The sequence below is a fragment of the Agrobacterium sp. M50-1 genome (assembly GCF_049843495.1).
Taxonomy (GTDB): domain Bacteria; phylum Pseudomonadota; class Alphaproteobacteria; order Rhizobiales; family Rhizobiaceae; genus Agrobacterium; species Agrobacterium radiobacter.
On sequence record NZ_JBBHZH010000006.1, the window covers coordinates 78,141 to 103,218 of the forward strand.

Annotated in this window: 24 protein-coding genes and 1 riboswitch; of the genes, 19 read left to right on the forward strand and 5 right to left on the reverse strand. The window is 61.2% G+C overall.

The window, feature by feature from the left end:
- Nucleotides 1–41: 41 nt before the first annotated feature.
- From WDZ78_RS15520 to WDZ78_RS15545, 6 genes are read left to right on the forward strand one after another with little or no spacing between them, the layout of a single operon-like run.
- Nucleotides 42–1,055, forward strand: coding sequence for an aldo/keto reductase (locus WDZ78_RS15520; RefSeq protein ID WP_020010721.1), 1,014 nt, complete (start codon nucleotides 42–44; stop codon nucleotides 1,053–1,055).
- A gap of 3 nt (nucleotides 1,056–1,058) precedes the next feature.
- Nucleotides 1,059–1,880, forward strand: coding sequence for an amidohydrolase family protein (locus WDZ78_RS15525; RefSeq protein ID WP_425673519.1), 822 nt, complete (start codon nucleotides 1,059–1,061; stop codon nucleotides 1,878–1,880).
- Nucleotides 1,881–1,883: 3 nt separating this feature from the next.
- Complete coding sequence (locus tag WDZ78_RS15530; RefSeq protein ID WP_425673520.1) at nucleotides 1,884–2,894, forward strand: zinc-binding alcohol dehydrogenase family protein; 1,011 nt, start codon at nucleotides 1,884–1,886, stop codon at nucleotides 2,892–2,894.
- Nucleotides 2,891–4,024, forward strand: a complete 1,134-nt coding sequence (locus WDZ78_RS15535; protein ID WP_020010724.1) for a mannitol dehydrogenase family protein — start codon at nucleotides 2,891–2,893, stop codon at nucleotides 4,022–4,024. Before WDZ78_RS15530 ends, WDZ78_RS15535 begins: the two co-directional genes overlap by 4 nt.
- An 11-nt stretch (nucleotides 4,025–4,035) precedes the next feature.
- Nucleotides 4,036–4,365 (forward strand): L-rhamnose mutarotase, encoded by a 330-nt coding sequence (locus WDZ78_RS15540; protein ID WP_034501189.1) that lies wholly within the window; start codon nucleotides 4,036–4,038, stop codon nucleotides 4,363–4,365.
- A gap of 36 nt (nucleotides 4,366–4,401) precedes the next feature.
- Entirely contained in the window at nucleotides 4,402–5,679 is a 1,278-nt protein-coding gene (locus tag WDZ78_RS15545; protein ID WP_020010726.1) for an L-fuconate dehydratase, read from the forward strand.
- On the opposite strand, the gene cobD is transcribed toward WDZ78_RS15545, so the two are convergent.
- The gene (gene cobD, locus WDZ78_RS15550) at nucleotides 5,661–6,707 is read right to left on the reverse strand and encodes a threonine-phosphate decarboxylase CobD (RefSeq protein WP_020010727.1); all 1,047 of its coding nucleotides are present in this window, start codon (nucleotides 6,705–6,707) and stop codon (nucleotides 5,661–5,663) included. The genes WDZ78_RS15545 and cobD overlap by 19 nt on opposite strands.
- Between cobD and cbiB the strand changes: the two genes are divergently transcribed.
- The gene (gene cbiB, locus WDZ78_RS15555) at nucleotides 6,706–7,671 is read left to right on the forward strand and encodes an adenosylcobinamide-phosphate synthase CbiB (RefSeq protein ID WP_020010728.1); all 966 of its coding nucleotides are present in this window, start codon (nucleotides 6,706–6,708) and stop codon (nucleotides 7,669–7,671) included. The two genes, cobD and cbiB, sit on opposite strands and share 2 nt — an antisense overlap.
- Here the strand turns inward: cbiB and WDZ78_RS15560 are convergent.
- Together WDZ78_RS15560 and cobO are read right to left on the reverse strand one after the other, a co-directional pair.
- Entirely contained in the window at nucleotides 7,658–9,115 is a 1,458-nt protein-coding gene (locus tag WDZ78_RS15560) for a cobyric acid synthase (protein ID WP_425673521.1), read from the reverse strand. The genes cbiB and WDZ78_RS15560 overlap by 14 nt on opposite strands.
- Before the next feature lies 1 nt (nucleotide 9,116).
- Nucleotides 9,117–9,734, reverse strand: a complete 618-nt coding sequence (gene cobO / locus WDZ78_RS15565; RefSeq protein ID WP_425673522.1) for a cob(I)yrinic acid a,c-diamide adenosyltransferase — start codon at nucleotides 9,732–9,734, stop codon at nucleotides 9,117–9,119.
- A 135-nt stretch (nucleotides 9,735–9,869) separates the two neighbouring features.
- A riboswitch (cobalamin riboswitch) is annotated at nucleotides 9,870–10,085 on the forward strand.
- A gap of 158 nt (nucleotides 10,086–10,243) precedes the next feature.
- Here cobO and WDZ78_RS15570 point away from each other — a divergent pair.
- From WDZ78_RS15570 to WDZ78_RS15600, 7 genes are read left to right on the forward strand one after another with little or no spacing between them, the layout of a single operon-like run.
- On the forward strand, nucleotides 10,244–10,630 hold the full coding sequence (locus WDZ78_RS15570) for a DUF1636 family protein (RefSeq protein WP_425673523.1): 387 nt from the start codon (nucleotides 10,244–10,246) through the stop codon (nucleotides 10,628–10,630).
- Nucleotides 10,627–11,664: a cobalamin biosynthesis protein CobW gene (gene cobW / locus WDZ78_RS15575; RefSeq protein ID WP_425673524.1), complete on the forward strand. Its 1,038-nt coding sequence runs from the start codon at nucleotides 10,627–10,629 to the stop codon at nucleotides 11,662–11,664. Before WDZ78_RS15570 ends, cobW begins: the two co-directional genes overlap by 4 nt.
- A 2-nt stretch (nucleotides 11,665–11,666) precedes the next feature.
- The gene (gene cobN, locus WDZ78_RS15580; protein WP_425673525.1) at nucleotides 11,667–15,017 is read left to right on the forward strand and encodes a cobaltochelatase subunit CobN; all 3,351 of its coding nucleotides are present in this window, start codon (nucleotides 11,667–11,669) and stop codon (nucleotides 15,015–15,017) included.
- On the forward strand, nucleotides 15,017–16,372 hold the full coding sequence (gene cobG / locus WDZ78_RS15585) for a precorrin-3B synthase (protein ID WP_425673526.1): 1,356 nt from the start codon (nucleotides 15,017–15,019) through the stop codon (nucleotides 16,370–16,372). The genes cobN and cobG overlap by 1 nt, the downstream gene beginning before the upstream one ends.
- A complete protein-coding gene (locus tag WDZ78_RS15590; RefSeq protein WP_425673527.1) occupies nucleotides 16,369–17,001 on the forward strand; it encodes a precorrin-8X methylmutase in 633 nt (210 codons plus the stop codon). Before cobG ends, WDZ78_RS15590 begins: the two co-directional genes overlap by 4 nt.
- The gene (locus WDZ78_RS15595) at nucleotides 16,998–17,765 is read left to right on the forward strand and encodes a precorrin-2 C(20)-methyltransferase (RefSeq protein WP_425673528.1); all 768 of its coding nucleotides are present in this window, start codon (nucleotides 16,998–17,000) and stop codon (nucleotides 17,763–17,765) included. Before WDZ78_RS15590 ends, WDZ78_RS15595 begins: the two co-directional genes overlap by 4 nt.
- Nucleotides 17,762–18,523, forward strand: coding sequence for a precorrin-3B C(17)-methyltransferase (locus WDZ78_RS15600; RefSeq protein WP_425673529.1), 762 nt, complete (start codon nucleotides 17,762–17,764; stop codon nucleotides 18,521–18,523). The genes WDZ78_RS15595 and WDZ78_RS15600 overlap by 4 nt, the downstream gene beginning before the upstream one ends.
- Here the strand turns inward: WDZ78_RS15600 and WDZ78_RS15605 are convergent.
- A complete protein-coding gene (locus WDZ78_RS15605; RefSeq protein ID WP_111780614.1) occupies nucleotides 18,490–19,272 on the reverse strand; it encodes a cobalt-precorrin-6A reductase in 783 nt (260 codons plus the stop codon). The genes WDZ78_RS15600 and WDZ78_RS15605 overlap by 34 nt on opposite strands.
- Here WDZ78_RS15605 and cbiE point away from each other — a divergent pair.
- Genes cbiE through cobM form a run of 3 tightly spaced genes read left to right on the forward strand, consistent with a single transcriptional unit; the run spans nucleotide 19,271 to nucleotide 21,713 of the window.
- The gene (gene cbiE / locus WDZ78_RS15610; RefSeq protein WP_425673530.1) at nucleotides 19,271–20,530 is read left to right on the forward strand and encodes a precorrin-6y C5,15-methyltransferase (decarboxylating) subunit CbiE; all 1,260 of its coding nucleotides are present in this window, start codon (nucleotides 19,271–19,273) and stop codon (nucleotides 20,528–20,530) included. The two genes, WDZ78_RS15605 and cbiE, sit on opposite strands and share 2 nt — an antisense overlap.
- Nucleotides 20,524–20,937, forward strand: a complete 414-nt coding sequence (locus WDZ78_RS15615; RefSeq protein ID WP_425673658.1) for a cobalamin biosynthesis protein — start codon at nucleotides 20,524–20,526, stop codon at nucleotides 20,935–20,937. The genes cbiE and WDZ78_RS15615 overlap by 7 nt, the downstream gene beginning before the upstream one ends.
- A 2-nt stretch (nucleotides 20,938–20,939) precedes the next feature.
- Complete coding sequence (gene cobM / locus WDZ78_RS15620; protein ID WP_425673531.1) at nucleotides 20,940–21,713, forward strand: precorrin-4 C(11)-methyltransferase; 774 nt, start codon at nucleotides 20,940–20,942, stop codon at nucleotides 21,711–21,713.
- Here the strand turns inward: cobM and WDZ78_RS15625 are convergent.
- Nucleotides 21,668–22,798, reverse strand: a complete 1,131-nt coding sequence (locus WDZ78_RS15625; protein WP_425673532.1) for a cobalt-precorrin-5B (C(1))-methyltransferase — start codon at nucleotides 22,796–22,798, stop codon at nucleotides 21,668–21,670. The two genes, cobM and WDZ78_RS15625, sit on opposite strands and share 46 nt — an antisense overlap.
- Nucleotides 22,799–22,856: 58 nt before the next feature.
- Between WDZ78_RS15625 and cobA the strand changes: the two genes are divergently transcribed.
- On the forward strand, nucleotides 22,857–23,645 hold the full coding sequence (gene cobA, locus WDZ78_RS15630) for a uroporphyrinogen-III C-methyltransferase (protein WP_425673533.1): 789 nt from the start codon (nucleotides 22,857–22,859) through the stop codon (nucleotides 23,643–23,645).
- Nucleotides 23,642–24,958 (forward strand): cobyrinate a,c-diamide synthase, encoded by a 1,317-nt coding sequence (locus tag WDZ78_RS15635; protein WP_111791638.1) that lies wholly within the window; start codon nucleotides 23,642–23,644, stop codon nucleotides 24,956–24,958. Before cobA ends, WDZ78_RS15635 begins: the two co-directional genes overlap by 4 nt.
- Nucleotides 24,959–25,078 lie beyond the last annotated feature (120 nt).

A 25,078-nucleotide genomic window follows, 5' to 3' on the forward strand; every position in this document is an offset into this window, starting at 1 on the left:
TCAACATCCCGCTCTAGCTAAAAATTCAGGAAGTCCCTACGATGAAAGTCTCCGATACACGTAAATTGCCGCGCCGCGCCGTAGACGTCACGGTCATGGGCCTTGGTTGCGCCCAGATGGGTAATCTCTACCGCGTCACGCCCTATGAAGAGTCCAAGGGTGCGTTCGACAAGGCATGGGAAAGCGGCATGCGTTATTTCGATACCGCGCCGTTTTATGGCTATACGCGGTCGGAGCGTCGCCTGGGCACCATGGTGACGGAGCATGACCGGAGCGAATATACGCTCAGCACCAAGGTCGGCCGTGTGATGGTTCCTGACGAGACCGTCGGTCCGGAGGCGGATGCCTATATTGCGCCCCTGCCGTTCCGCCCGGTCTATGATTATTCCTATGACGGTATCCTGCGCTCTTTTGAGGCAAGCCAGCAGCGGCTGGGGGTTCTGAAGCCGGATATTCTTTATGTTCATGATATCGGTTCCTACACCCATGGCGAAAAGCATCAGCATTATTGGGAGCAGCTGACCACGGGCGGCGGCTTCCGGGCGCTTGGAAAGTTGCGCGAGGAAGGATCGACCGGGGCCATCGGCCTTGGCGTAAACGAGTGGGAAATTGTCAGTGACGCGATGGATGTCTTCGACATCGACGTCGCCATGCTCGCCGGCCGTTATACGCTGCTGGAGCAACAGAGCCTTGCTTTCATGAACCGCTGCGCTGAAAGCGGCGTTGGCATCGTTGTCGCTGGTGCATTCAATTCAGGCATTCTGGCTGGCAACCGCAAATTCAATTATGCTGACGCGCCTGCCGATATTCTCACGCGTGTCGATGCGCTGCAGGATGTTTGCGAGGAACTCGGCGTATCGCTGCAGGCCGCCGCATTGCAGTTTCCGCTTGCCCATCCGGCTTCCGTCACTGTTGTTTCGGGTGCGCGCAATGCGCAGCAGCTCGCTTCGAATATTGAATGGTTCGAACAGTCGATCCCGGATGAATTCTGGTCCGAGCTGCACAGGCGTGGCCTGATTGCCGAAGGTGCGCCTACGCCTGTCGGGAAGGCTTGAGGTATGATTATCGACGCCCACCAGCATTTCTGGCTGATGAAGGATCGTGCCGGGCAATGGCCGCCGCCGTCGCTCGCCGCCATCTACCGGGATTTTCTCCCCGCCGATCTGTCGTCTTTGCTAGCTGCTGCCGGAGTTTCGGGCACCGTGCTGGTTCAGACGATGGAGACGGCGGCCGACACGGATTTCATGCTGGAACTGGCGGAAAAGACCGATTTCATCAAGGGCGTGGTCGGCTGGGTGGACATGAAGTCCGCCGACGCGGCGAGCGAAATCGCTCGCCGGGCAAAACATCCGGCGTTCAAAGCTGTGCGTCCGATGTTGCAGGGCATGGAGGATGTTGCCTGGATTGATGACCCGGCGCTCGATCCCGCTGTGGCGGCTTTGGTAAAGCACGGTCTGGCGTTCGATGCGCTGGTCCTGCCGCCCAATCTGCCGCATCTGCTGTCCTTCGCCCGTCGCCATCCGCAGTTGCCCATCGTCATCGACCATGGCGCGAAGCCGCTGATTGCTACCGGTCACTACAGCGACTGGCGTAAGGATATGGCCGCTCTGGCGGCTCTTCCCAATGTCCATTGCAAGCTCTCCGGTCTGCTGACCGAGCGCGGTGAGCAGCGGCCGGAAGCTGTGCGGCCTTATGCCGAGACCATTCTTGAACTCTTTGGTGGCAACCGCGTGATTTTCGGCAGTGACTGGCCGGTGTTGCGGCTGGCCGGCGATTATCAGGCATGGCTGGATTTCTGCCGCGATATCGTGCCGGCAGAGGACCATGCGGCAGTCTTTGGCGGTAACGCCATTCGTTTTTATTCCCTTTCCCACAGGTGATGCATGCTGGCGATTTTCTGCGAAACCCCAGGTCAACTCGTCCCCAAGGAACTGCCGAAACCAGCGCGTGGCGAAGGTGAAGTTCTAGTGCGCATTCGCCGCATTGGTGTTTGCGGCACAGATCTGCACATCTTCACGGGCAACCAGCCTTATCTTTCCTATCCGCGTATCATGGGTCATGAGCTTTCCGGCACAGTGGAAGAGGCGCCGCAAGGCAGCCATCTGTCCGCGGGCGATGTGGTCACCGTCATTCCCTATATCTCGTGCGGCAAATGCAGCGCCTGCCTGAAGGGCAAGAGCAATTGCTGCCGCGATATCGGTGTGCTCGGCGTTCATCGTGATGGCGGCATGGTCGAATATCTAAGCGTGCCGCAGCAATTCGTGCTGAAGGCGGAGGGGCTGAGCCTCGACCAGGCGGCGATGACCGAATTTCTGGCTATCGGTGCGCATGCGGTGCGCCGGGGGGCAGTCGAGAAGGGGCAGAAGGTCCTGATCGTCGGCGCCGGGCCGATCGGCATGGCCGTTGCGGTTTTCGCCGTTCTCGATGGCGGCGAAGTGACGATGATCGATGGACGTACCGACCGATTGGATTTCTGCAAGGAGCATCTTGGCGTTGCGCATACGGTGACACTTGGCGACGATGACAAGGATCGTCTTTCCGAAATCACCGACGGCGATTTCTTCGATGTGGTCTTTGATGCGACCGGCAATCCGAAAGCCATGGAGCGCGGCTTTTCCTTTGTCGGCCATGGTGGTTCCTATGTGCTGGTCTCCATCGTCGCCAGCGATATCAGCTTCAACGATCCGGAGTTCCACAAGCGTGAGACGACACTGCTCGGCAGCCGCAATGCCACGCCTCAGGATTTCGAGCGCGTCCTGCGGGCGCTGCGGGAAGGCAAGGTGCCGGAGGCACTGATCACCCATCGCATGACGCTTGCCGATGTGCCCTCCAGATTCGCCGACCTGACCGATCCGAAGGCCGGAGTGATCAAAGGCATGGTGGAGGTCGCATGACGTCCGATACGCCCATCCTGCAATTCGGCACCAGCCGCTTTCTCCTGGCGCATGCGGATCTCTTTGTTTCGCAGGCGCTGGACAAGGGTGAAGCGCTCGGGCGCATCGCGATTGTCCAGACGACCGGCAATGCGGAGAGCCTGAAGCGTGTTGCGGCGCTGAACAGCGGCGCGCCCTACCCCGTGCGTATTCGCGGTATCCGTGATGGGCACGAAGTGGATGAGGAAATTCAAGGCAGGGCTGTCGCGCGGGCGCTGACCGCTGCGACCGACTGGGCCGATGTGCGCCGTCTTGCCTGCGGGGCCGATGTCATTCTGTCCAATACGGGCGATCGCGGTTATGAGTTGGATTCAGCCGATAATGCCCGGCTTGCTGGCGATTTCACGATCGTACCGAAAAGCTTTCCGGCGAAACTCTGCATGTTGCTGCTGGAGCGTTTTCAGAGCAATCCGGAAGCGCCTGTGTCCATCTTCCCCTGTGAGCTTGTACCGCGTAACGGCGAAAGGCTGAAAGAGGTTATTCGCCGGCTTGCCGACGAATGGCAATTGCCGGCAGGTTTTGCCTTTTATCTGAATGAGAAGTGCCGTTTCGCCAATAGTCTGGTGGACCGCATCGTCTCCGAGCCCATCGACCCGGTCGGCGCTGTGGCGGAACCCTATGCGCTCTGGGCGATAGAGAGCCAGGATGGTCTTGTCCTCCCCTGCACTCACCCTGCCGTGGTGCTGACCGACGATCTCGATCACTATGAAAAGCTGAAGCTTTTCCTGCTCAATCTCGGCCATTCCTATCTGGCGGAACGCTGGACGCAGGATGCGCGCGGGAAGGATGAGACGGTGCGTCAGGCAATGGCCGACGATGCTCTCGTTGCAGATCTGGAGACGCTATGGCGGGACGAGGTTCTGCCGGTTTTTGCAGCCGAAGGCATGGGAGACGAAGCGCAGACCTATATCGGTCAATTGCGGGAACGTTTGCGCAATCCCTTTCTCGCGCATCGGCTGGCTGATATCGCCGGCAACCACGACGAAAAGAGGCGTCGCCGCTTCGCTCCGGTCATTGCCGCGGCGGAACGGCTGGGACTAGGCCTGCCGCAGACAAAGCTGCGCGCTGCGCTCGCCACCATCAAGCAATAACGGAGTTTTTCATGCAGCGTATGGGCATGGTCATAGGCGTCAAACCTGACATGATCGCGGAATATAAAAGGCTGCACGCCGCCGTCTGGCCTGAAATTCTGGCGCTCATCAGCGATTGCAATATCCGCAATTATACGATCTTCCTGCGCGAGCCGGAAAATCTGCTCTTCGGCTATTGGGAATATTACGGCACCGATATCAGCGCCGACATGGCGAAGATGGCTGCAAGCCCCAAGAACCAGGAATGGTGGTCCTTCACGATTCCCTGCCAGCAACCACTCGATAGCCGCAAGGAAGGCGAGTGGTGGGCGATGATGGAAGAGACCTTCCACCACGATTGAACGATTTCCTTTGACACTGATCGCGAGTGAACGGCCATGACCAAAATTACTGATCTGCGTGTTTTCGACCTGCGTTTTCCGACGTCCCAAAGTCTCGACGGTTCGGATGCGATGAACCCCGACCCGGATTATTCGGCGGCTTATGTTATTCTCGATACCGATGAGGCGGGTCTCAAAGGCCACGGGCTGACCTTCACCATCGGCCGCGGCAATGACATCTGCTGCATGGCCATCGAAGCGATGCGTCATCTGGTGGTCGGCACCGATCTTGCCACCGTCACCGAGAACCCCGGCAAATATTGGCGGCATCTGACCAGCGACAGCCAGCTGCGCTGGATCGGCCCGGACAAGGGCGCGATGCATCTCGCCACCGGCGCCGTTGTCAACGCGGTTTGGGATTTGCTGGCCAAGAAGGCGGGCAAGCCAGTGTGGCAGCTTGTCGCCGATATGAGCCCGGAAGAAATCGCCGATATCGTCGATTACCGCTATCTGACCGACGTGCTGACCCGTGATGATGCGCTCGCGATCCTCAAAAAAGCCGAAAGCGGCAAGAAGGAACGTATCGAGACGCTGAAGAACGAAGGTTACGCCTGCTATACCACGTCGGCCGGCTGGCTTGGCTATGACGACGCCAAGCTACGCCGTCTTTGCCAGGAAGCCATCGATGCCGGTTTCAACCATGTGAAGATGAAGGTCGGCCGCGATCTGGAGGACGATATCCGTCGTCTCACTATTGCTCGTGAGGTGATCGGGCCCGACCGTTACCTGATGATCGATGCCAATCAGGTGTGGGAAGTTGATCAGGCAATCGAGTGGGTGAATAAGCTCGCCTTTTCCAAGCCCTTCTTCATCGAAGAACCGACCAGCCCGGATGATGTTGCCGGCCATCGCAAGATCCGCGCTGCCATCGGCTCGGTGAAGGTGGCGACGGGCGAAATGTGCCAGAACCGCATCATGTTCAAGCAGTTCATCGCCGGAGGCGCAATTGACGTGGTGCAGATCGACAGCTGCCGCATGGGCGGCCTGAACGAGGTGCTGGCGGTTCTCCTGATTGCCGCCAAATACAATTTGCCGGTCTGGCCTCATGCCGGCGGCGTCGGCCTTTGCGAGTATGTGCAGCATCTGTCGATGATCGACTATCTGGCGGTATCAGGCACGAAGGAAGGTCGTGTGATCGAGTATGTCGACCACCTGCACGAGCACTTCATCGAACCCTGCGATATCAGAAACGCCGCTTACATGCCGCCGAAACTACCGGGCTTCTCCATCGAAATGAAGCCGGAGTCGATTGAGACCTACACCTTCGAGGAATAACCGGGGGATGACAGCGCCTCCTTAAGGCGCTGCCACTCCGTTTCGCTCCCGGGAAGGCCGAAACGCACGTCGTTCGGCCTTTCATCAAAAATGCGGACCAGAATGCCGTGTTGGCCAAGATGGCTGAACAGTTCGGTGGCGCGGGGGGTGCGCACCAGAGTAAAAAGGGACGTGCCGCCGGCAATCGCCAGTCCTGCTTTTTCCAGCAGGTCATTCATGCGCCGGGAGTCTTCGGCAAGGCGCAGACGCATGGAAGATTGCCATTTCTTATCCGCCAGAGCCTGCGTCGCGATATGAAGCGCCGGGCCGGAAACCGCCCAGGGGCCGAGCCTTGCTTCAAGTTCAGCGGCGATATCGGGCTGTGCAATGGCGAAACCCAGCCGAACGCCCGCCATGCCGTAAAATTTGCCGAAAGAGCGCAGGACCACCAGCGCTTCCTGACCGGTGGCATTCGCGAGGCTTTCGGCAAGTCCCGTCTCGATGAAGGCTTCGTCCACGACGAGCAATCCGTCCTTGAGGCGCATGGCTTCGGCTAGCGAGAGCAACGCCGCGCGATCCGTGATGCGGCCATCGGGATTATTGGGATTGATCACCACGGCATAATCGTGAGCCGATAGCTCCCGGGTGTTTTCCACCTCGGTCACGGCAAGTCCGGCCATGCGTGCGGTCCGGGCATGTTCCGCATAAGCGGGTGAAAGCACGGCGCCGCTCCTGGCCCCACGGGCGATAGCGATCTGAGCCAGCAATGGCATCAGCATCTGGGTGCCGGGTGAAAGCACCACATGCCGGGCGGAAGGCGCGTCGAAATGGGCTGCAGCCAGCTGTTTCAATTCTTCGGCGGCATCCGGTTCCGGCAGGCGGGCGAATGCGCTGGCGGGGATCGGGGAATGCGGGTAGGAGTGCGGATTGATCCCGGTCGATAGGTCGATCCACGGTTCCGGCGCTTCAGGAAACATCAGACGCGCCCTGCCGAGATTGCCGCCGTGACGGATCGCAGCCTGCGCCTTTTCTGGTACTGTTTCGCCCATGTTCTTTGCTCTCGCTTTCCTGTCGCTCTTGATCGAACGCCTGACCGGCTATCCGGACTGGCTGTTCAAACGCATCGGCCATCCCGTTACCTGGATCGGTTCGCTTATCGCGCTGCTGGACAAAAAATGGAACCGGGAGAACGCGTCATTTTCACAGCGCAAGGCGGCAGGTGTGGCGGCTCTGGCCGGTTTCGTCGGGCTGACGCTGCTTGTTGCGTGGTTTGCGCAATCCGCCCTGCTTTTTCTGCCCTTCGGCATTTTGCTGGTTGCCGTGCTGGGCGCCTCGCTTCCGGCGCAGAAAAGTCTTGAGCAGCATGTGGAGGCTGTCGCCATTGCTCTGGAGCGCGAGGGTGTGGAAGGCGGCCGCAAGGCGGTATCGATGATCGTCGGACGCGATCCGCAAAAGCTGGACGAAGCGGCGATCTGCCGGGCGGCGGTTGAAAGCCTGGCCGAGAATTTTTCCGACGGCATCGTCGCTCCTGCCCTCTGGCTTGGGCTATTGGGCCTGCCGGGCGGCGCGGCCTACAAGGCGATCAACACGGCTGACAGCATGATCGGCCATCGCTCACCCCGCCATGAGGCCTTCGGCTGGGCCTCGGCCCGGCTGGACGATCTGGTCAATCTGCCGGCGTCGAGACTGAGCGGCGGTCTTTTCGTAATGTCTGCGTTCTTCGTGAAAGGCGCATCACCCGGCGGGGCCATTGCCGCGATACGTCGCGATGCCCGTCATCACCGTTCCCCCAACGCCGGTTGGCCGGAGGCGGCGCTGGCCGGCGCTCTGGGCTTCGCGCTTGCAGGCCCACGCTCCTATGGCGGGCAGATGATCGAGGCGCGCTTCATGGGTGAAGGCGGGAGGGCGACGCTTGTTGCGGAGGATATTCGCAGGGCGCTGCGACTGGCGCGGGTGGCCGATCTGCTGTTGATCGGCCTGTTCGGACTTCTGGCGATCCTTATCGCGCTATAGCCAGCAGACGGTCGAGGTCGAGGTGCTGCTCCATATGGACCGCAAGATGATCGAGGACAGTCTCCACCTGCGCATCATAGTTCAGACCCGCGGCCTGCCCGCCGAGACGCTCCAGCCACGCGCCGCGTTGGCGATCATCCGCGAAAAGACCGTGAATATAGGTGCCAAAGACGCGGCCAGAGGGCGAGACGGCGCCATCATTGTGCCCATCGAGCGTCGAGAACGGCAGATAGGCCGTTGTGGCTGTGGTTTCGCCGACATGCATTTCGTAGCCGGATAAATCAACGCCGTCGAAACTCGTGCCGCGAACGGAAATCAGCCGCTTGTCACCTGTCAGAACTGTGCCGACATCCAGCAGGCCCATTCCCTCGACCGTCGCTGGCGGTCCTTCGATACCGTCGGGATCGGCAACTGTTTTTCCAAGCATCTGGTATCCGCCGCAGAGACCCAGAACATAGCCGCCGCGTCTCACATGCGCCTTGATATCAATGTCCAGGCCGGCATTCTTCAGAACGGCGAGGTCGGCGATGGTGGATTTCGAGCCGCAAAGCAATACCAGCCGGCAATCGGTTGGAATTGTTTCGCCCGGACGCACTCGGATCAGTTCGACATCCGGTTCCATGTCCAGGGGATCAAGATCATCGAAATTGGAAATATGCGGCAGGATCGGCACTGCGATGCGGATTTTCGCACCCGGCTTTCGCTCAGCCGGGCCGGAAAGCCCGAGAGCATCCTCCGCCGGCAATTTTGCGGCGCTGGCAAAATGCGGCAGAAGCCCGATGGAGGCCCAGCCGGTCTTTTCCGCAATTATCCACATGCCGTCGGAAAACAGGGCCGGATCACCGCGAAAGCGGTTGACGATAAAACCTTCGATCATCGCCGCGTCTTCAGCTTCGAGTACGGCTTTGGTGCCGACGAGGCTGGCGATGACGCCGCCCCGGTCGATATCGCCGATAAGGATCACAGGCGCGTCCGCAGCTCTCGCAAATCCCATATTGGCGATGTCATTGGCGCGCAGGTTGATTTCGGAGGCACTGCCTGCCCCTTCCACCAGCACCAGATCGGCCTGCTGTTTCAGGTGCTCGAAACTTTCCAGCACGCGCGGCATCAGTCCGGCCTTCATGTGCTGGTAATCGGCCGCTTTGGCATTGCCGGCGATCTTGCCCTGCACCACCACCTGTGCGCCGGTTTCGCTCTGCGGCTTCAGGAGCACTGGGTTCATGTGCACGGAAAGCGGCACGCCCGCCGCCCGCGCCTGCAGCGCCTGTGCGCGGCCGATCTCGCCGCCATCGGCGGTCACGGCTGCATTGTTCGACATGTTCTGCGGCTTGAACGGCATGACGGACAGGCCGCGCCTGACGAACGCCCGGGCAAGGCCGGCCACCATCAGCGATTTGCCGACATCCGAGCCGGTTCCCTGAAACATCAGCACGCGTGCAGCCATGTCAGAATTCTATCCCCGCCTGCGCCTTCACGCCCGCCTTGAAGTGATGTTTGACGAGCGTCATTTCCGTCACCATGTCGGCGGCGTCAATGAGCGGTTGCTTGGCGTTGCGGCCGGTAACGATGACATGCAGATCGGGCCTGCGGCTGGAAAGCGTTTCGACCACCTCCTCCAGCGGCAGGTAATCGTAACGGAGCGCGATGTTCAGCTCATCGAGGATCAGCAGGCCGATGGTGTCGTCGGTCATCAGGACCTTGGCTTCTTCCCAGGCCTTTGCCGCCGCTGCGACATCGCGTTTCAGATCCTGCGTGTCCCAGGTAAACCCCTCGCCCATAGTGCGCCACACGACCTTGTCGCCGAAGAGCGTCAGCGCCTGCTGTTCGCCCGTCGACCATGCACCCTTGATGAATTGCACCACGCCGACCCTGCGCCCGGTACCGAGCATGCGCAGGGCAAGGCCGAAAGCGGCCGTGGATTTGCCCTTGCCGGGGCCGGTATTGATCATCAGCAAACCTTTTTCTATGGTCTTTTCCGCAACTTCGGCATCCTGCACCGTTTTGCGGTTGACCATTTTCTGCCGGTGGCGCTCGGCTTCGCTGTCGCTGATGTCGCGTGTCATTGCAGTTTCCTTTTCATCCAGCTGTGCGGGATCCGGTGCCCCCGCCATTCGGAGCGGCGACTATACCCAATTTGCCGCACCCGGCAATGTGCCGGCCGCAGGGCCCGCAGCATTGACCCTCACGCCCGTTCAGCCTAAGGGTAACGGACTGACGGTCTTTCCCCGGCAACGGGAAAAGCTAAGAGGGAACACGGTTCCAACCCGATTATCGGGTCATTCCGTGGCTGCCCCCGCAACTGTAAGCGGTAAGCCCGCACCGTAAAGCCACTGGACCTTTGAAGATGGTTCGGGAAGGCGGTGTCAGGGTGCAAAGCCGCGAGCCAGGAGACCTGCCGTTTCAGGAAAAACGTCTGCCGGGCGGGGTGCTCCGGTCAGTCGGTTAGATCGAACATCCGGTTTGCGCCTGTCCGCATGCCGTTTTCGACATCCGCACCCCGAGATTTTTTGCAAGGCGCGGGAAACGATACGGTTTGGATATTTCAGCGACATCTTCTTCTACGGGTGGAAACATGCAGGACGAAACGGCGTCCGGCGTGACCGTCTTCATTTGCAGAAGCTGTCGCGATGAAGCCGATCCTAATGCCGAACCGCGCCCCGGTTCGCGTCTTGCCGATGCCGTCATGGCAAAAGCGGAGGAAACGGGTGTTACTGTTCGTTCCGTCAATTGCCTTGCCAATTGCAAGCGCGGCCTCAGCGCCGTGCTGCGCAGCGCCAATGGCTGGTCCTATGTATTCGGCGGGCTGACGACCGGTGATGCCGAAGATTTGTTGACCGGCGCGCGGCTGCTGGCCGCCGCCCCCGATGGCCTGATGCCCTGGCGCGGCCGCCCCGAACCATTAAAGCGCGGCATGGTGGCGCGCATTCCCCCATTCGATTTTACCGAGGAGAGATCATGAGCACCCTTCTGGACCGCGTTCCCTGCACCATCGTTACCGGTTTTCTGGGGGCCGGCAAAACCACGCTGCTGCGCGGTCTTCTCGAAAAGCTTGACGGCAAGCGGCTGGCGATCATCGTCAATGAATTCGGCGATATCGGCATCGACGGCGAGATTCTGAAAGGCTGCGGTATTGAAAGCTGCCCGGAAGAAAACATCGTCGAACTGGCCAATGGCTGCATCTGCTGCACGGTGGCGGATGATTTCCAGCCCGCCATCGAACAGATTCTGAGCCGCCAGCCGAAGGTGGAGCATATCCTCATCGAGACCTCGGGCCTTGCCTTGCCGAAGCCCCTTGTGCAGGCCTTCCAGTGGCCGGCCATCAAGAGCCGTGTGACGGTAGATGCCGTCGTGGCCGTGGTGGATGGCGCTGCCCTTGCCGAGGGGCAGGTGGCGCACGACATGGAAGCGCTGGCCGCCCAGCGGGCCAATGACGAGGCGCTCGATCATGATGACCCGGTCGAAGAGGTTTTCGAGGATCAGGTCGCCTGCGCCGATCTTATCGTGCTGACCAAGGCCGATCTTCTTGACGATGCCGGCCTGGGCAAAGCCAAGGCGCATATTCTCGAACATCTGCCAAAGGCGGCAAAGATAGTCGTGGCCTCCAATGGCGCTATCGATCCCGCCGTGCTGATCGGTCTTGGCCTTGCGGTGGAAGAGGATATCGAAAACCGCCGCACCCACCATGATGGCGAGCTTGATCACGAGCACGATGATTTCGACAGCTTCGTCATCGATCTGCCGGCCGTCACCGACCCGGAAGCGCTGGCGATCCGTATCGCCGAGACGGCTGCTGCGGAAAATGTCCTGCGGATCAAGGGCTTCATCGAAGTTTCCGCAAAGCCGATGCGCTTGCAGGTGCAGGCCGTCGGTAGCCGCGTCAACCACTATTACGATCGGCCCTGGGCCGCAGGTGAGGAGCGCCGCAGCCGCCTCGTCGTCATCGGCGAAAAGGGCCTGAACCGCGAAAAGATCGAACAGATGCTGGCCGCCTGACGATGCACATCCTCGCCACCACATCCTCGTCTCTGGACGACCTGATCGAGCCGGTTGATCTTAACCAGCCCCGGTCCGATGTGGTGATGCTGTCTTTTTCGGCAAGCGATCTGGCCGGGCTGGAACAGGCCTGGCGGCGAACGGAGGGTGCACCACACTCCCTGTCAGCCGCCAACCTGTCCGAGCTTCGGCACCCCATGTCGGTCGATCTGTGGATCGAAAAGACGGCGGAACATGCCAGCGTTATTATTATCCGGATTCTCGGCGGTGCGGAACGATGGCGCTACGGTGTCGATCAGCTTTCCGTTTTGGCGCGCAGGCGCGGCATAAGGCTGCTGCTCCTGCCGGGAGAATGCAGCGACCGAGATGAAAAGCTCGAGGCGGCATCAACCGTCGACCGGCGGACTTTGGCCTCCGCCCTCTCCTTCTTCCGTGAAGGTGGGCAGGAAAATATGGGCCGGCTTGCCGTTGGTCTAACCGCTCTTGCAAAGGGTGAGGCATGGCCGGATACCGAGGCCGAACCGCTGCCGAAAGCCGGTTTCTACCGACCCGGCAGGGGCGTCGTGGATTGGACGGAAGCCTGCGCGGGTTTTCCAGCCGGTGCGCCCCTTTTGCCCATCCTCTTCTACCGTTCCATGCTTCTGGCGGCAGACGCCGCACCCGTGGATACGCTTTTCGAGGCGCTTTCGCAGCGCGGTTTTGCACCCCTGCCGATTTTTGTCAGCGGCCTGAAGGATGGTGAGGCGATCCGCTTCCTCGAAACCGTGCTGCCCGATCTCAAGGCCGCCGCCATCATTGCTGCCACCGCCTTCGCCAGCCAGATGGATGATGAGGGCACAACCCTGTTCGACCGGCTCGGCGTGCCGGTGTTTCAGGTGGTGATGGCGACGACGCGACGGGACGGCTGGGCGGAAAATGCGCGCGGTCTCAATCCTTCCGATCTTGCCATGCATGTCGTTCTGCCGGAACTGGATGGCCGGATTCTTGCCGGTGCGATTTCGTTCAAACAGGCGCGAATGGATGGTGGCGCGAGCTTGTTCAATGTGCCCGAGGCCGATCGCGTCGAGCAGGTGGCAAATCGCATCGCCGCTTTTCTGCGGCTGCGGAATGCCGCTCCACGGGATCGCCGGATCGTCATTCTGATGCCGGATTATCCCGGTGCGGCACCCGGGCGAACCGGTTATGCCGTCGGTCTCGATGTGCCGCAAAGCGTTCTCGAAATGCTGCGCGATCTCGCTGGTGCCGGTTATATGGTCGAGGATATTCCCGACACCGCGCGGGCGCTGCTCGACCGCATCGAACAGCAGGAAGCGATAATTGAACTTCCTACCTATGAGGCTTTTTTTTCCGCCTTACCACCGGTGGCTGCCGCCTCTGTAAATGTGACATGGGGTGCGGCAACTGATGACGACGCATTGGTTGATGGTGCGTTCCGGTTCCGCGTCGCCCGTTTCGGAGAGGTTTTCGTGGCACTAGCGCCCGATCGCGGCCGCAACGAGGATCGCCGGGTGGATTACCACGACCCTGCCCTGCCGCCGCGTCATGCGTTAGTCGCTTTCGGTGCGTGGATGCAGCGGGTCGCAGATGCGCATGCCATCGTGCATGTGGGCGCGCATGGAACGCTGGAATGGCTGCCGGGCAAAACGGTCGCGCTTTCCCGTGATTGTTTTCCCGAAATCGTCACCGGCTCGCTGCCCGTAGTCTATCCGTTCATCGTTTCTAATCCAGGGGAAGCGGCGGTCGCCAAGCGGCGTATCGCGGCCGTGACCATCGGCCATGTTCCACCGGTGCTGGTCAATGCCGGGCTTTCGCCGGAACAGTCAGCGCTGGAACAGCTCGTTGATGAATATGCACAGGCGGATGGGCTGGATCGCCGCCGGCGTGACCGGCTGGCGAAACTGATTGTCGAAAAGGCGCTGGAGACCGGTCTTGCAGCTGAGGCGGGCGTGGGTGTGAAGGATGATGCCGATGCGGCCCTGTCGCGCATCGACGCGTTTCTCTGCGACCTCAAGGATTTCGCCATTAAGGACGGCCAGCATGTTTTTGGCCGCTGCGCCGAAGGCGAGACCGATCTTCTGAGGCTTGAAAGCGCAAAATCGGAAAAAGCTGCTCTGCTGGCTGCGCTTGATGGCCGGCATATCCCCCCCGGCCCTTCCGGCGCACCTGCGCGCGGACGGCTCGATGTGCTGCCCACGGGTCGTAATCTCTATGCCGCAGATCCGCGCACCATGCCGACGCCGACGGCGTTCGAGCTTGGTCGCATGGCGGGCGAAGAGGTGCTGCGCCATCATCTGCAGTCCCACGGCGACTGGCCGAAACATCTGGTTTTCGATCTGTGGGGCAGCGCCAGCCTGCGCAATGGCGGTGAGGATGTGGCCCAGGCGTTGCACCTGATGGGGGCGAGACCGATCCACGATCCCGCCACCGGCCGGGTCACTGGCATTGAGGTTTTGCCGCCGGCGAGCCTGGGGCGGCCACGTGTCGACGTTACCTTTCGCATATCCGGCCTGTTCCGCGATATGTTTCCGGCGCTGATCGCGCTTCTCGACGCTGCCGCCAAGGCCGTTGCGCGACGGGAGGAAGCGCCGGGCGACAATCCTCTCGCGGAAGAGGCCGCCGCGCTTGGGCATATTCCGGCGCGCATTTTCGGCTCCGCGCCCGGCACCTATGGTGCGGGCATCGAAGAAAAGCTTGCGAGCGGGAAATGGGACGAACGCGAGGAGTTGGGGCAGGCTTATCTCGAGGCGGCGAGCCACGCTTTCGGCGGTGCGGACGGATTGGAGATTTTCGAAGATACCGGTTTTGTGGAACTCGTCAGGCGGGCCGACCTTCTGGTCCATACCGGTGACGATCCGGGCCGCGACCTCCTCGATGGTTCTTCCGATGTCGCCTTTATCGGCGGCTTCTCCGCTGCTAAGGATGTACTGGGCGGGGTCGCTGACATTGTTGCGCTGGATACGACCGATCCGGCGCGCCCGCGTGCTAGGTCGATGACGCAGGCGCTGACGCGGGTAGTGCGCGCGCGCGCCGTCAACCCACGCTTCATTGCCGGCCAGATGCGGCATGGTCCGCGCGGGGCGGCGGAGTTCGCCGAGACCGTGGACCGGCTGGTCGGCTTTGCCGAAACCACCCATGCGGTGTCCTCCTCCTTGATCGAGGCGCTCTACGACGCTTATTTCGGCAATGAGGACGTGCGCGATTTCATCCTGCGGGAAAATCCGAAAGCGGCGCAGGTGATGGCCGAACGCTTTTTATCCGCCCGCCGTCGCGGGCTGTGGCACAGCCGCCGCAACGCGGTGGATGCGGAACTTGAAATGCTGATCCTGCCGCGCGCCCAAAGGGTGGAGGCGTGATGATGGCCGCTGCCGATCCCGTTCAGCCCTTTGGCCGCCGTGGCCTCTGCCCGGCCCTCTCCGCTCCCATGCGCACCGGCGACGGTTTTTTGTCGCGGATCGCTATCGAGGCGGATATTGCCCCGCATGACATGGCGGCGCTTTGCCATTTTGCCGAGCTGCATGGCAACGGATTGATCGACATTACCGCACGCGGCAGCCTGCAATTTCGCGGCCTGACGCCGGAAAGTGCCCGCGCCCTGGAAAAAGATGTTCTTGCGCTGGATTTGCCGCTGCGTCAGGGGCTGGCAGTTGAGACCTCGCCTCTCGCCGGTCGGGACGACGCGGAAATTGCCGATGGCCGCCCTCTCGCGGCGGAGATTCGAAAAGAGGCTGACAGGCTCGTTCTCCATGAGAAACTTGCCGCTAAAATGTCTGTGATCATTGATGGCGGCGGGCGCCTCGCCATGGGAGATTTACTGGCCGATATCCGCCTGAAGGCAATGTCGCTTGATGGTCGGACTTTCTGGCGATTGCTCGTTGGCGGGCCGGAAAGCAGGGCGCTGAATGCGGGACTGGTCGAGACCGGCGCGGCGGCGGACATCGTCGTGTTGCTGCTCGCCTTTCTGGCCGGCAAGGGACCGCTTGCCCGTGGCCGCGATCTGGACCACTCGACGATAAAGGCGGTCTGTGGTGATCGCCTGCTGGATCGGATGGTTGTGGACGATGCCAAGGCGGCTTCTGCGCCTCTCGGACTGATGAGGATGGGAAAGGATTGCTTCGCAGTTGCTGTCGCGCCTGCTTTCGGGCAAATCCGGGCCTGCAATTTGTCGTATCTCTGCGAACGGGCCGGTACGCTAGACATCAAGGCTTTACGGCCATCCCCAAACCATAGCCTGCTATTTTTTGGATCGTCATCCGCTTGCAACGCCCTGCTTGAGATTGCAGGGGCGTCCGGTTTCATAACGACAGCAGGTGACGCGCGCTCTTCCATCGCCGTCTGTCCCGGCGCGCCGGGCTGCGCTTCGGCTTTTCTTCCCACCCGTGAATTGGCCGCCTTTGCGTCGGAGGAATGCGCTTCGTTACTAGATGGCTCCTTCACGCTGCATATTTCCGGCTGTGGCAAGGGTTGCGCACACCCAGTGCCGTCGCTTCTCACTTTTTCCGGCACCGACGATGGCCTGGCCTTTTCTATTGCAGGTCGCGCCGGCGACGTGCCGGATGGCATTTTACCTTTCCCGCATCAGAGGACGGCGCTTTCGCGGCTTGCCCGTCTTTACGAAAAAGAACATAAGCCCGGGGAAACCGCCGCTACCCTGTTTGCCCGGCTGGGCAAACGGGCGATCGGTGCGGCGCTTCGACAGGATGACCGATGACTGACTATGACTATATTCGCGATGGCAATGCGATCTATGAGCGCTCCTTCGCCATCATTCGCGAGGAAGCGGATTTATCCGCCTTTACCGAAGAGCAGGCGGATATCGCCATTCGCATGATCCACGCCTGCGGGCAGGTGGAGGCGGCCAGCCATTTCCGGTTTTCGCCTGAATTCGTCGCTGCTGCACGCGGTGCCCTGTTTGCCGGTAAGCCCGTTCTCTGTGATGCTGAAATGGTGGCCCACGGCGTGACGCGCGCCCGTCTCCCGGCTGATAATGATGTGATCTGCACCCTTCGCGATCCGCGCACGCCGGAGATAGCGCAAAAGATCGGCAATACCCGTTCCGCCGCCGCACTTGATCTCTGGGCCGAGAAGCTGGATGGCGCGCTGGTCGCCATCGGCAATGCGCCGACGGCCCTGTTCTATCTTCTGGAAATGCTGGAAAAAGGCGCGGCGAGCCCCGCCGCCATCATAGGCATGCCCGTTGGTTTTGTCGGTGCGGCGGAATCGAAAGACGCGCTGGAGGCAAGTTCGCTCGGCATTCCCTATGCCATCGTCAAGGGACGCATGGGGGGCTCGGCGATGACGGCTGCCGCAATCAACGCGGTTGCGAGGGCCGGCCTGTGAGCGCTGCTCTTTTTGAAAATCCCAGGGGTAAACTCGTTGGCGTCGGTACTGGCCCCGGCGATCCCGAGCTCCTTACGCTGAAAGCCGTACGCGCCATCGAAAATGCCGATGTGCTCGCCTTCTTCTGCAAAAAGGGTGGCAGCGGCAATGGTCGCGGCATTGTCGAAGCCTTCATCCGCCCCGGTACGCTGGAAATGCCGCTGGTCTATCCGGTAACCGTCGAAAGCGACAAAAACGGCAGCGATTACCGTGATGCGATCGCCGCCTTTTTTGATCAGTCGGCGAAGGATATTGCTGTGCATCTCGAAGCTGGGCGCAATGTTGCCGTGCTGTCGGAAGGTGATCCGCTGTTTTACGGTTCCTACATGCACCTTCATTTGCGGCTTGCCCCGTCCTACCCGGCGGAGGTTGTTGCTGGCGTCACGGCCATGTCCGGCTGCTGGTCCATGGCCGGTCTGCCGCTGGTGCAAGGCGATGATATCTTGAGCGTCCTTCCCGGCACGCTTGGCGAAGATGTTCTGACGGAACGTCTGTCCGGCACGGACGGTGCGGTGATCATGAAGGTGGGGCGCAACCTGCTAAAGATTCGCCGGGCGCTGGAAAAGGCCGGTAAGCTTGAAGAAGCGCTTTATGTCGAGCGCGGCACGATGGCCAACAGTCATGCGGTGCGGCTCATCGAACGTGATGCATCGCCTGCGCCCTATTTTTCACTGGTTCTGGTGCCGGGCTGGAAAACGAGGCCCTCCGCAGGTGAAAAGCCATGACCGGCAGGCTCGTCGTTGTCGGCCTCGGCCCCGGCAGTGCGGCGCAGGTGACGCCGGAGGCGCTTGCCGCTGTCGAGGCCTCGGAGGATTTCTTCGGTTATATTCCCTATCTCGACCGCCTGTCGCTTGGGCCGCACCAGCGTCGCCATGCGTCCGACAATCGCGAGGAGATTTCCCGCGCTGAGCAGGCTTTGCGGCTTGCGGCTTCCGGCGGCAAGGTCTGCGTGGTGTCCGGCGGTGATCCCGGCGTTTTCGCCATGGCGGCGGCAGTTTGCGAGGCGATCGAAAGCGGTCCTTCCGAGTGGCGCGAGATCGATTTTTCCGTCGTGCCCGGCGTGACCGCCATGCTGGCGGTCGCTGCGAGGGCCGGCGCGCCGCTTGGCCATGATTTCTGCGCCATTTCGCTGTCGGACAATCTGAAGCCCTGGAGCATCATTGAAAAACGGCTGATTGCGGCGGCGGAAGCAGGGTTTGTCATGGCTTTCTACAATCCCGTCAGCAAGGCGCGTCCGCACCAGCTCGGTACCGCTTTTGATCTGTTGCGGGCGCATTTGCCCGGTTCTGTGCCGGTGATCTTCGGTCGGGCAGCAGGCCGGGCGGATGAGTGTATCCGGGTGGTACCTCTTTCGGAAGCCTCGAGCGACATGGCTGACATGGCCACCTGCATCATCGTCGGTTCGGTTGAAACCCGATTGATTGAACGATCCGGCATAGAACCGCTGGTTTATTCGCCGCGTTTTTCGAGAAGAGAGAGCTGATGTTGGATGGCGGTGAGCGCAGCTGCAATATCCGGCACCGTCACATCATTCATGGACGCGTCGTTTCGCTTTCGCGGCCGCTCGATCATGATGACCGGCAGGCGGAGCCGTCTTGCGGCCTCGATCTTTCCATAGCTGGCGCTGCCACCGGAATTTTTCGAGACCAATGTCTCGATGCGGTTTTCTTCCAGCATGCGGATTTCATCATCCAGCGCAAAAGGACCACGCGCGGTGATGTAGCGCGCATGCGGCAGTTTCAGTGGCGGCTCCACGGGGTCAACGCTGCGGATGAGATAGCTGTGCTGGGGCGCGGCTTCGAAAGGAAGCAGCTCCTGCCGTCCCAAAGCCAGAAACACGCTCCGGCCTTCGCTGCCGAGCGCAATAACAGCCTGCTCGACGCTGTCGACACCATGCCATGTGTCATCCGGCTGGCGCTGCCAGGCGGAACGCGAAAGCGCCACAAGCGGGACCTTGGCAAGCCGCGCCGCCTCAACGGCATTGGTGGAAATCTTCGCCGCATAGGGATGCGTGGCGTCCACCAGAATATCGAAACCCCCGGTGCGAATGAAATCCGCAAGACCTACGGCACCGCCAAAACCGCCACTGCGCATCGGCACCGGCTGTTCGACCGGCGAGAGTGTGCGACCGGCCATGGAAAGCAGAATTCGGTAGCCGGAGTCTTCTGCCAGCCTGCCGGCCAGAATGCGGGCATCCGCCGTGCCGCCAAGGATGAGTATGGAGCGTGTCATGGCGTCTGAATATTCCGGAACGGGCGATGCTTCCACAGAAAAGAAAGAGAAGCCGTGGCTTTCCATCGTCGGTATTGGCGAAGATGGGCTCGAGGGGCTGGGCCGGAACGCGATCAAGGCGATAGAGGCGGCCGAGATCGTTTTCGGCGGTAAGCGCCATCTGGAACTGGCGGCTGCGGCCATTCGTGGTGAAGCACGGCGCTGGCCGGTGCCGTTCGACACGGATATGAGTGATGTCCTGGCGCTGCGTGGCAAGCGGGTTTGTGTGCTCGCCTCCGGCGATCCGTTCTTTTATGGCGTCGGCGTCACGCTTCTGCGGCATGTCGAGGCCGATGAGACGGTTTGTCATCCCTCGCCTTCCGCCTTTTCCCTGGCGGCGGCGCGGCTTGGCTGGGGGCTGCAATCGGTCGAATGCGTTTCGCTACACGGCCGTTCCATCGATCTCTTGCGGCCGTATCTCCATGCCGGTGCGCGCATCATTGCGCTTACCTCGGATGCTCACGCCCCGGCTTTGATTGCGGAATTGTTGTCCGATTTGGATTTCGGTCAGTCGGAATTCGTTTTGCTCGAAGCCCTAGGCGGAGAGCGGGAACAGCAGCGGCAGGTCAGGGCGGCTGATTTCGCCTTTGAAGACATCGACCCGCTGAATGTGGTGGCGATTGATGTCGTCGCGGCTGAGGGCGCCCGTATCCTGCCTTTTGCACAGGGACTGGATGACAGCCTGTTCGAACATGACGGGCAGATCACCAAACGCGAGATCCGCGCCGTGACACTGTCTTCTCTTGCCCCACGGCGGGGCGAATTGTTGTGGGATATCGGTGCCGGTTCGGGTTCGATCGGTATCGAATGGATGCTGTCGCACTCTTCGCTTCGCGCCATCGCCATAGAGCAGCATCCAGAAAGGGCGGAGCGTATCGCCCGCAATGCCGAAGCTTTCGGTGTACCGGGGCTTGAGGTCATGATCGGCGCGGCTCCCGCAGCTTTTGAAGGCTTGCCTCCGCCGGATGTGATTTTCATTGGCGGCGGCGGCAGTGAAACGGGCGTGCTGGAGGGGGCCATGGAGGTCCTGAAACCGGGTGGGCGGCTGGTCGCCAATGCGGTGACGCTGGAAATGGAGGCGGTACTGCTTGCCGCCCATGCGCGGCTTGGCGGTTCGATGATCCGTCTGGATGTGTCGCGGGTGGTGGCTGTCGGCTCCATGTCGGGCTGGCGTCCGGCAATGCCGGTGACGCAGTGGAACTGGGTCAAGCCATGGTGACAGTGGCTGGCATAGGCTGTCGCAAGGGCGCGGGTCCGGATGCTGTCATGGCCGCCGTGCGTGCTGCAGAACATGCTTTTGGCATGACCGCAGAATGCCTGGCGACTGCGCCGCTCAAAGCCGGTGAAGCCGGTCTTGCGGCAGCGGCAAAAAGCCTGTCGCTGTCGTTGGAAATCGTATCGCAGGAGCGGCTCGATGCGGTCGCTTCGAAAACAATGACATTTTCACAGGCAAGCCTTGATCATGCCGGCTCGCCAAGTGTCAGTGAAGCGGCGGCGCTTGCCGCCGCCGGAGAGAATGCAAGGCTGGTCGCGCCGCGTCTTGTGGTTGGCGATGTGACGGTGGCCATCGCAACGACTGACGATGCCCCACGAGATAGCGGCTGCGCCATCGAACATGGAGAATAACAATGACGGTTCATTTTATCGGCGCCGGTCCGGGTGCCGCCGATCTCATTACGGTGCGCGGGCGCGATCTTATCGCCGCCTGCCCCGTGTGCCTTTATGCGGGTTCACTGGTTCCGAAGGCGCTCATCGATTATTGTCCGCCCGGCGCACGCATCGTTGATACGGCAGCGCTTTCGCTTGATGAGATCGAGGCGGAATTTGTGGCCGCAGCGGAGGCCGGCAAGGATGTGGCGCGGCTGCATTCCGGCGACCTTTCCGTCTGGAGCGCCATGGGCGAACAGGTTCGCCGTCTGGAGCGACTGGGTCTCGATTATACAGTCACGCCCGGCGTGCCCTCCTTTGCCGCTGCTGCCGCCACTTTGCAGCGGGAACTGACGGTGCCGGAAGTGGCGCAGAGCCTTGTACTGACCCGCATTTCCGGTCGCGCATCGAAGATGCCTGACGGTGAGACGCTGAAGGCTTTCGGTGCGACGGGTACGACGCTCGCCATCCATCTCGCCATTCATGCCATCGGCAAGGTGGTGGAAGAGCTGACGCCGCTTTACGGCTCCGATTGCCCGGTTGCCATCGTGGTTCGCGCCTCCTGGCCGGATGAGCGGGTTATCAGGGGAACGCTGTTCGACATTGAAAGAAAGCTCGCAGCCGAACCGGTGGAGCGGACGGCCCTGATCTTCGTCGGACGTGGACTTGCCTCGACGGATTTTCGTGAAAGCGCGCTTTATAGCACCGACTATGTCCGGCGGTTCCGATCTCCGAAAGAAGATGCGAAGGGCTGATGCGACGGCGTGGAGGCGGTGCGCCCCTTGAGCGTGCCCTGACGATCGAACACCAGAATATCAAGCGCAATGGCGGGCGTCTTCAGCGCCGCCGCTGCGGTCACCCAGGCTTTTTCCGCCACGATCGCACCGAGGTCTATCCCTGCGCGTTCGGCCAGCTCAAAGGCGTGGGCCACCATGTTGGCCTGACGGATCGCAATGGCGAGGCTTTCGTCTCCCCCCGCTTCCGTCGCCAATGCCGCCAGCGCATCAAGATCGGCCAGTCCCTTCTTGGAGTGCACGTCGAGCATTCCCTGCGCGAGCTTGGTCATCTTGGCGACGCCACCGGCGATCGTCACCCGCTCGACCGGATGGCTGCGCAGGTATTTCAGCATGCCGCCGATAAAATCGCCCATGTCGATCAGCGCGGTTTCCGGCAGATCGTAAAGCGCCTGTCCGGCTTTTTCGGAGGTGTTGCCGGTCGCGCCCAGCACATGGGCGCAGCCGGTCGCGCGCGCCACGTCAATGCCGCGCCAGATGGAGTGGATCCAGGCGGAGCAGGAAAAGGGAATAACGATGCCTGTTGTGCCGAGGATGGAAATACCGCCAACGATGCCGAGCCTGCCGTTCAGGGTTTTCTCCGCCAGTTTCTCGCCGTCGCGGACGGAAATCTCGACTTCGAAATCGGCACTTTCCCCGGCCACCTCTCGAATCGCTGTTTCGATCATCTTGCGCGGTATGGGGTTGATGGCGGGTTCTCCCGGCGGCAGGGGCAGGCCTGGCCTTGTGATGATGCCTACGCCCTTGCCGGCCTTGAAAATGATACCGCTTCCCGGTTGACCTCGTCGCACCGTGCTTTCGATCAGCGCGCCGTGGGTGACGTCGGGATCGTCACCCGCATCCTTGACGACACCGGCGCGGGCGAAATTTTCACCCTTTTCCTCGGTGGCGAGGGAAAATGCCGGCCTCGCGCCGCTTGGAAGTTCGACCTCGACAGGGTAAGGAAATTCGCCGGTCAAAAGGGCAGCGCAGGCCGCCTTCGTGGCGGCCGCCGCGCAGGTGCCCGTGGTCCAGCCGCGGCGAAGGGTCTTTCCATCCGTATCCATATGAATTTCTATAGCCGGGACGGCTTTTTCCGTCATCGTTAAAAAGCAGCCAAGAAGAATGTCGATACCGCAGATTTTGAACAGCATCGCCGCAAAAGGTCCGGTCTTCGAGGCCGGTCACGTCTGGCTCGCAGGGGCCGGGCCGGGCGACGTGCGTTATCTGACGCTGGAAGTGGCGCTGGCGCTGTCTCAGGCCGATGTCATCGTGCGCGATGCTTTGGTGAGCGACGATGTTGTTGCTCTGGGTCCGCAGGCAGAGATTGTTTTTGCGGGCAAAAGGGGCGGCAAGCCCTCCGCAACGCAGGATGACATCACCGCTTCGCTGATCGATTTTGCCGGCCAAGGCAAAAAGGTGTTGCGGCTGAAGGGCGGTGATCCCTTTATTTTCGGGCGTGGCGGGGAAGAGGCCGAGGCGCTTGTCCATGCCGGCATTCCGTTTCGCATATTGCCTGGCATGACCTCGTCGTTCACCGCGCTTGCTTCAGCCCGCATTCCCGCCACCATGCGCGGCATCAGCCGCGCCGTGACTCTCGCCACGGGCCACGCAGCGGGCACGGAAGAGGATATTGACTGGCTGGCGCTGGCGAAAACACGGGAACCCATCGTCGTTTACATGGGACTGAAGAATATTGGCACGATCGCCGGTCTTCTGATGCAGGGCGGTCGCTCCGGCGAAACGCCCGTCGCCGTCATCATGTCGGCAACGACTGCGCAGGAGCGGATTTTCATCAGTAGGTTGAAAAGCATAGCTGACGATGCAATCAGGGAAAATTTCGAAGCGCCGGCTTTGATCGTTATCGGCGAGATTGTTTCGATGCGCGCGCGTCTTGGAGTTTCCGGTTCATGACGGTGCGGGCGATCATCATTGGCGCGCCACGCTCGGGCTCCGGCAAGACCAGCGTGACCATCGGCCTGCTCCGGGCCTTTGCCCGACGCGGTATCAAGGTGCGCGGCATCAAGACGGGGCCGGATTACATCGATCCCGGTTTCCACACCTTCGCCGCGGGTACACCGGGTCTTAATCTGGATAGCTGGGCCATGCGGCCGGACTTGCTGCGGCATCTATTTTCGCAACAGACCGATGGCGCGGAGCTTGTTCTGATCGAAAGCGCGATGGGCCTGTTCGACGGCATTCCGGTTGCGGAAAATCGCACGGGTTCGGCGGCGGATCTGGCGCGGCTGTTCGGCATTCCCGTGCTGCTGGTGCTGGATGTGTCCGGCCAGTCGCAGACGGCCGCTGCCGTCGCCCATGGTTTTGCTCACTACGATCCGGCCGTTACCATGGCGGCCGTTGTGCTGAACCGGGCGGGCAGCGAAAGACACCGGACGCTGTGCACGGAAGCGATCGAAAAAATCGGCCTTCCCGTTGCCGGCTGTGTGCTGCGTGATCCTTCGCTCATCCTGCCCGAAAGGCATCTCGGGCTGGTGCAGGCCAGCGAACATCCGGAGATCGATGCGCATATAGAACGGCTGGCCGATGCGATGGAAAAATCCATCGATCTCGATGCCCTTCTTTCACTCGCCACGCCGGTGGAGGTGCCTCCAGGCTCGGTGGATGCGGCGATTGCACCGCCCGGTCAGCGTATCGCGCTGGCGCAGGATGCGGCGTTCACCTTCCTGTACCCGCATCTTAGGAAACATTGGCAGGCGGCCGGGGCCGAGATCGTGCCGTTCTCACCGCTCGCGGATGAGGCGCCCGACGACAGCTGTGATATATGCTGGCTGCCCGGCGGGTATCCCGAGCTTTTTGCCGGGAAGCTTGCGGATGCGGCTGGTTTCAAGGCAGGCATTGCCCGCTTTGCCACGACAAAGCCTGTTCATGGCGAGTGCGGCGGCTACATGGTGCTCGGCGAGGCATTGGAAGATGCGGATGGGGTGACCCATGCAATGACCGGGCTTCTGTCGCACGCCACCAGCTTTGCGACGCGCAAGATGAATCTCGGCTACCGGCAGGCAACAATTGCGGCAAGCGGCCCGCTCGGCACGGCGGGGGATGTTCTGCGCGGCCATGAATTCCATTATGCGCGGGTTACTGATGCCGGCAGCGATGAGCCCTTTGCCCAGATTGCTGACGGGCAGGGTCGTCCGCTGGGGCCATCGGGCGGCAGGAGAGGATTTGTCTCAGGCACCTTTTTCCATGCCATCGCCAGAGGCGGTTGACCGTTAAGGGCTTTGGTCCATGAGACCTGCGGCAAAGTGGAGCAAGCTGCGAAAGTTTGTAGGCTTGGATCACGGGAAAGTGCTATAGATCATTTTATAGGGCATGGAAGAGCGGAGTTG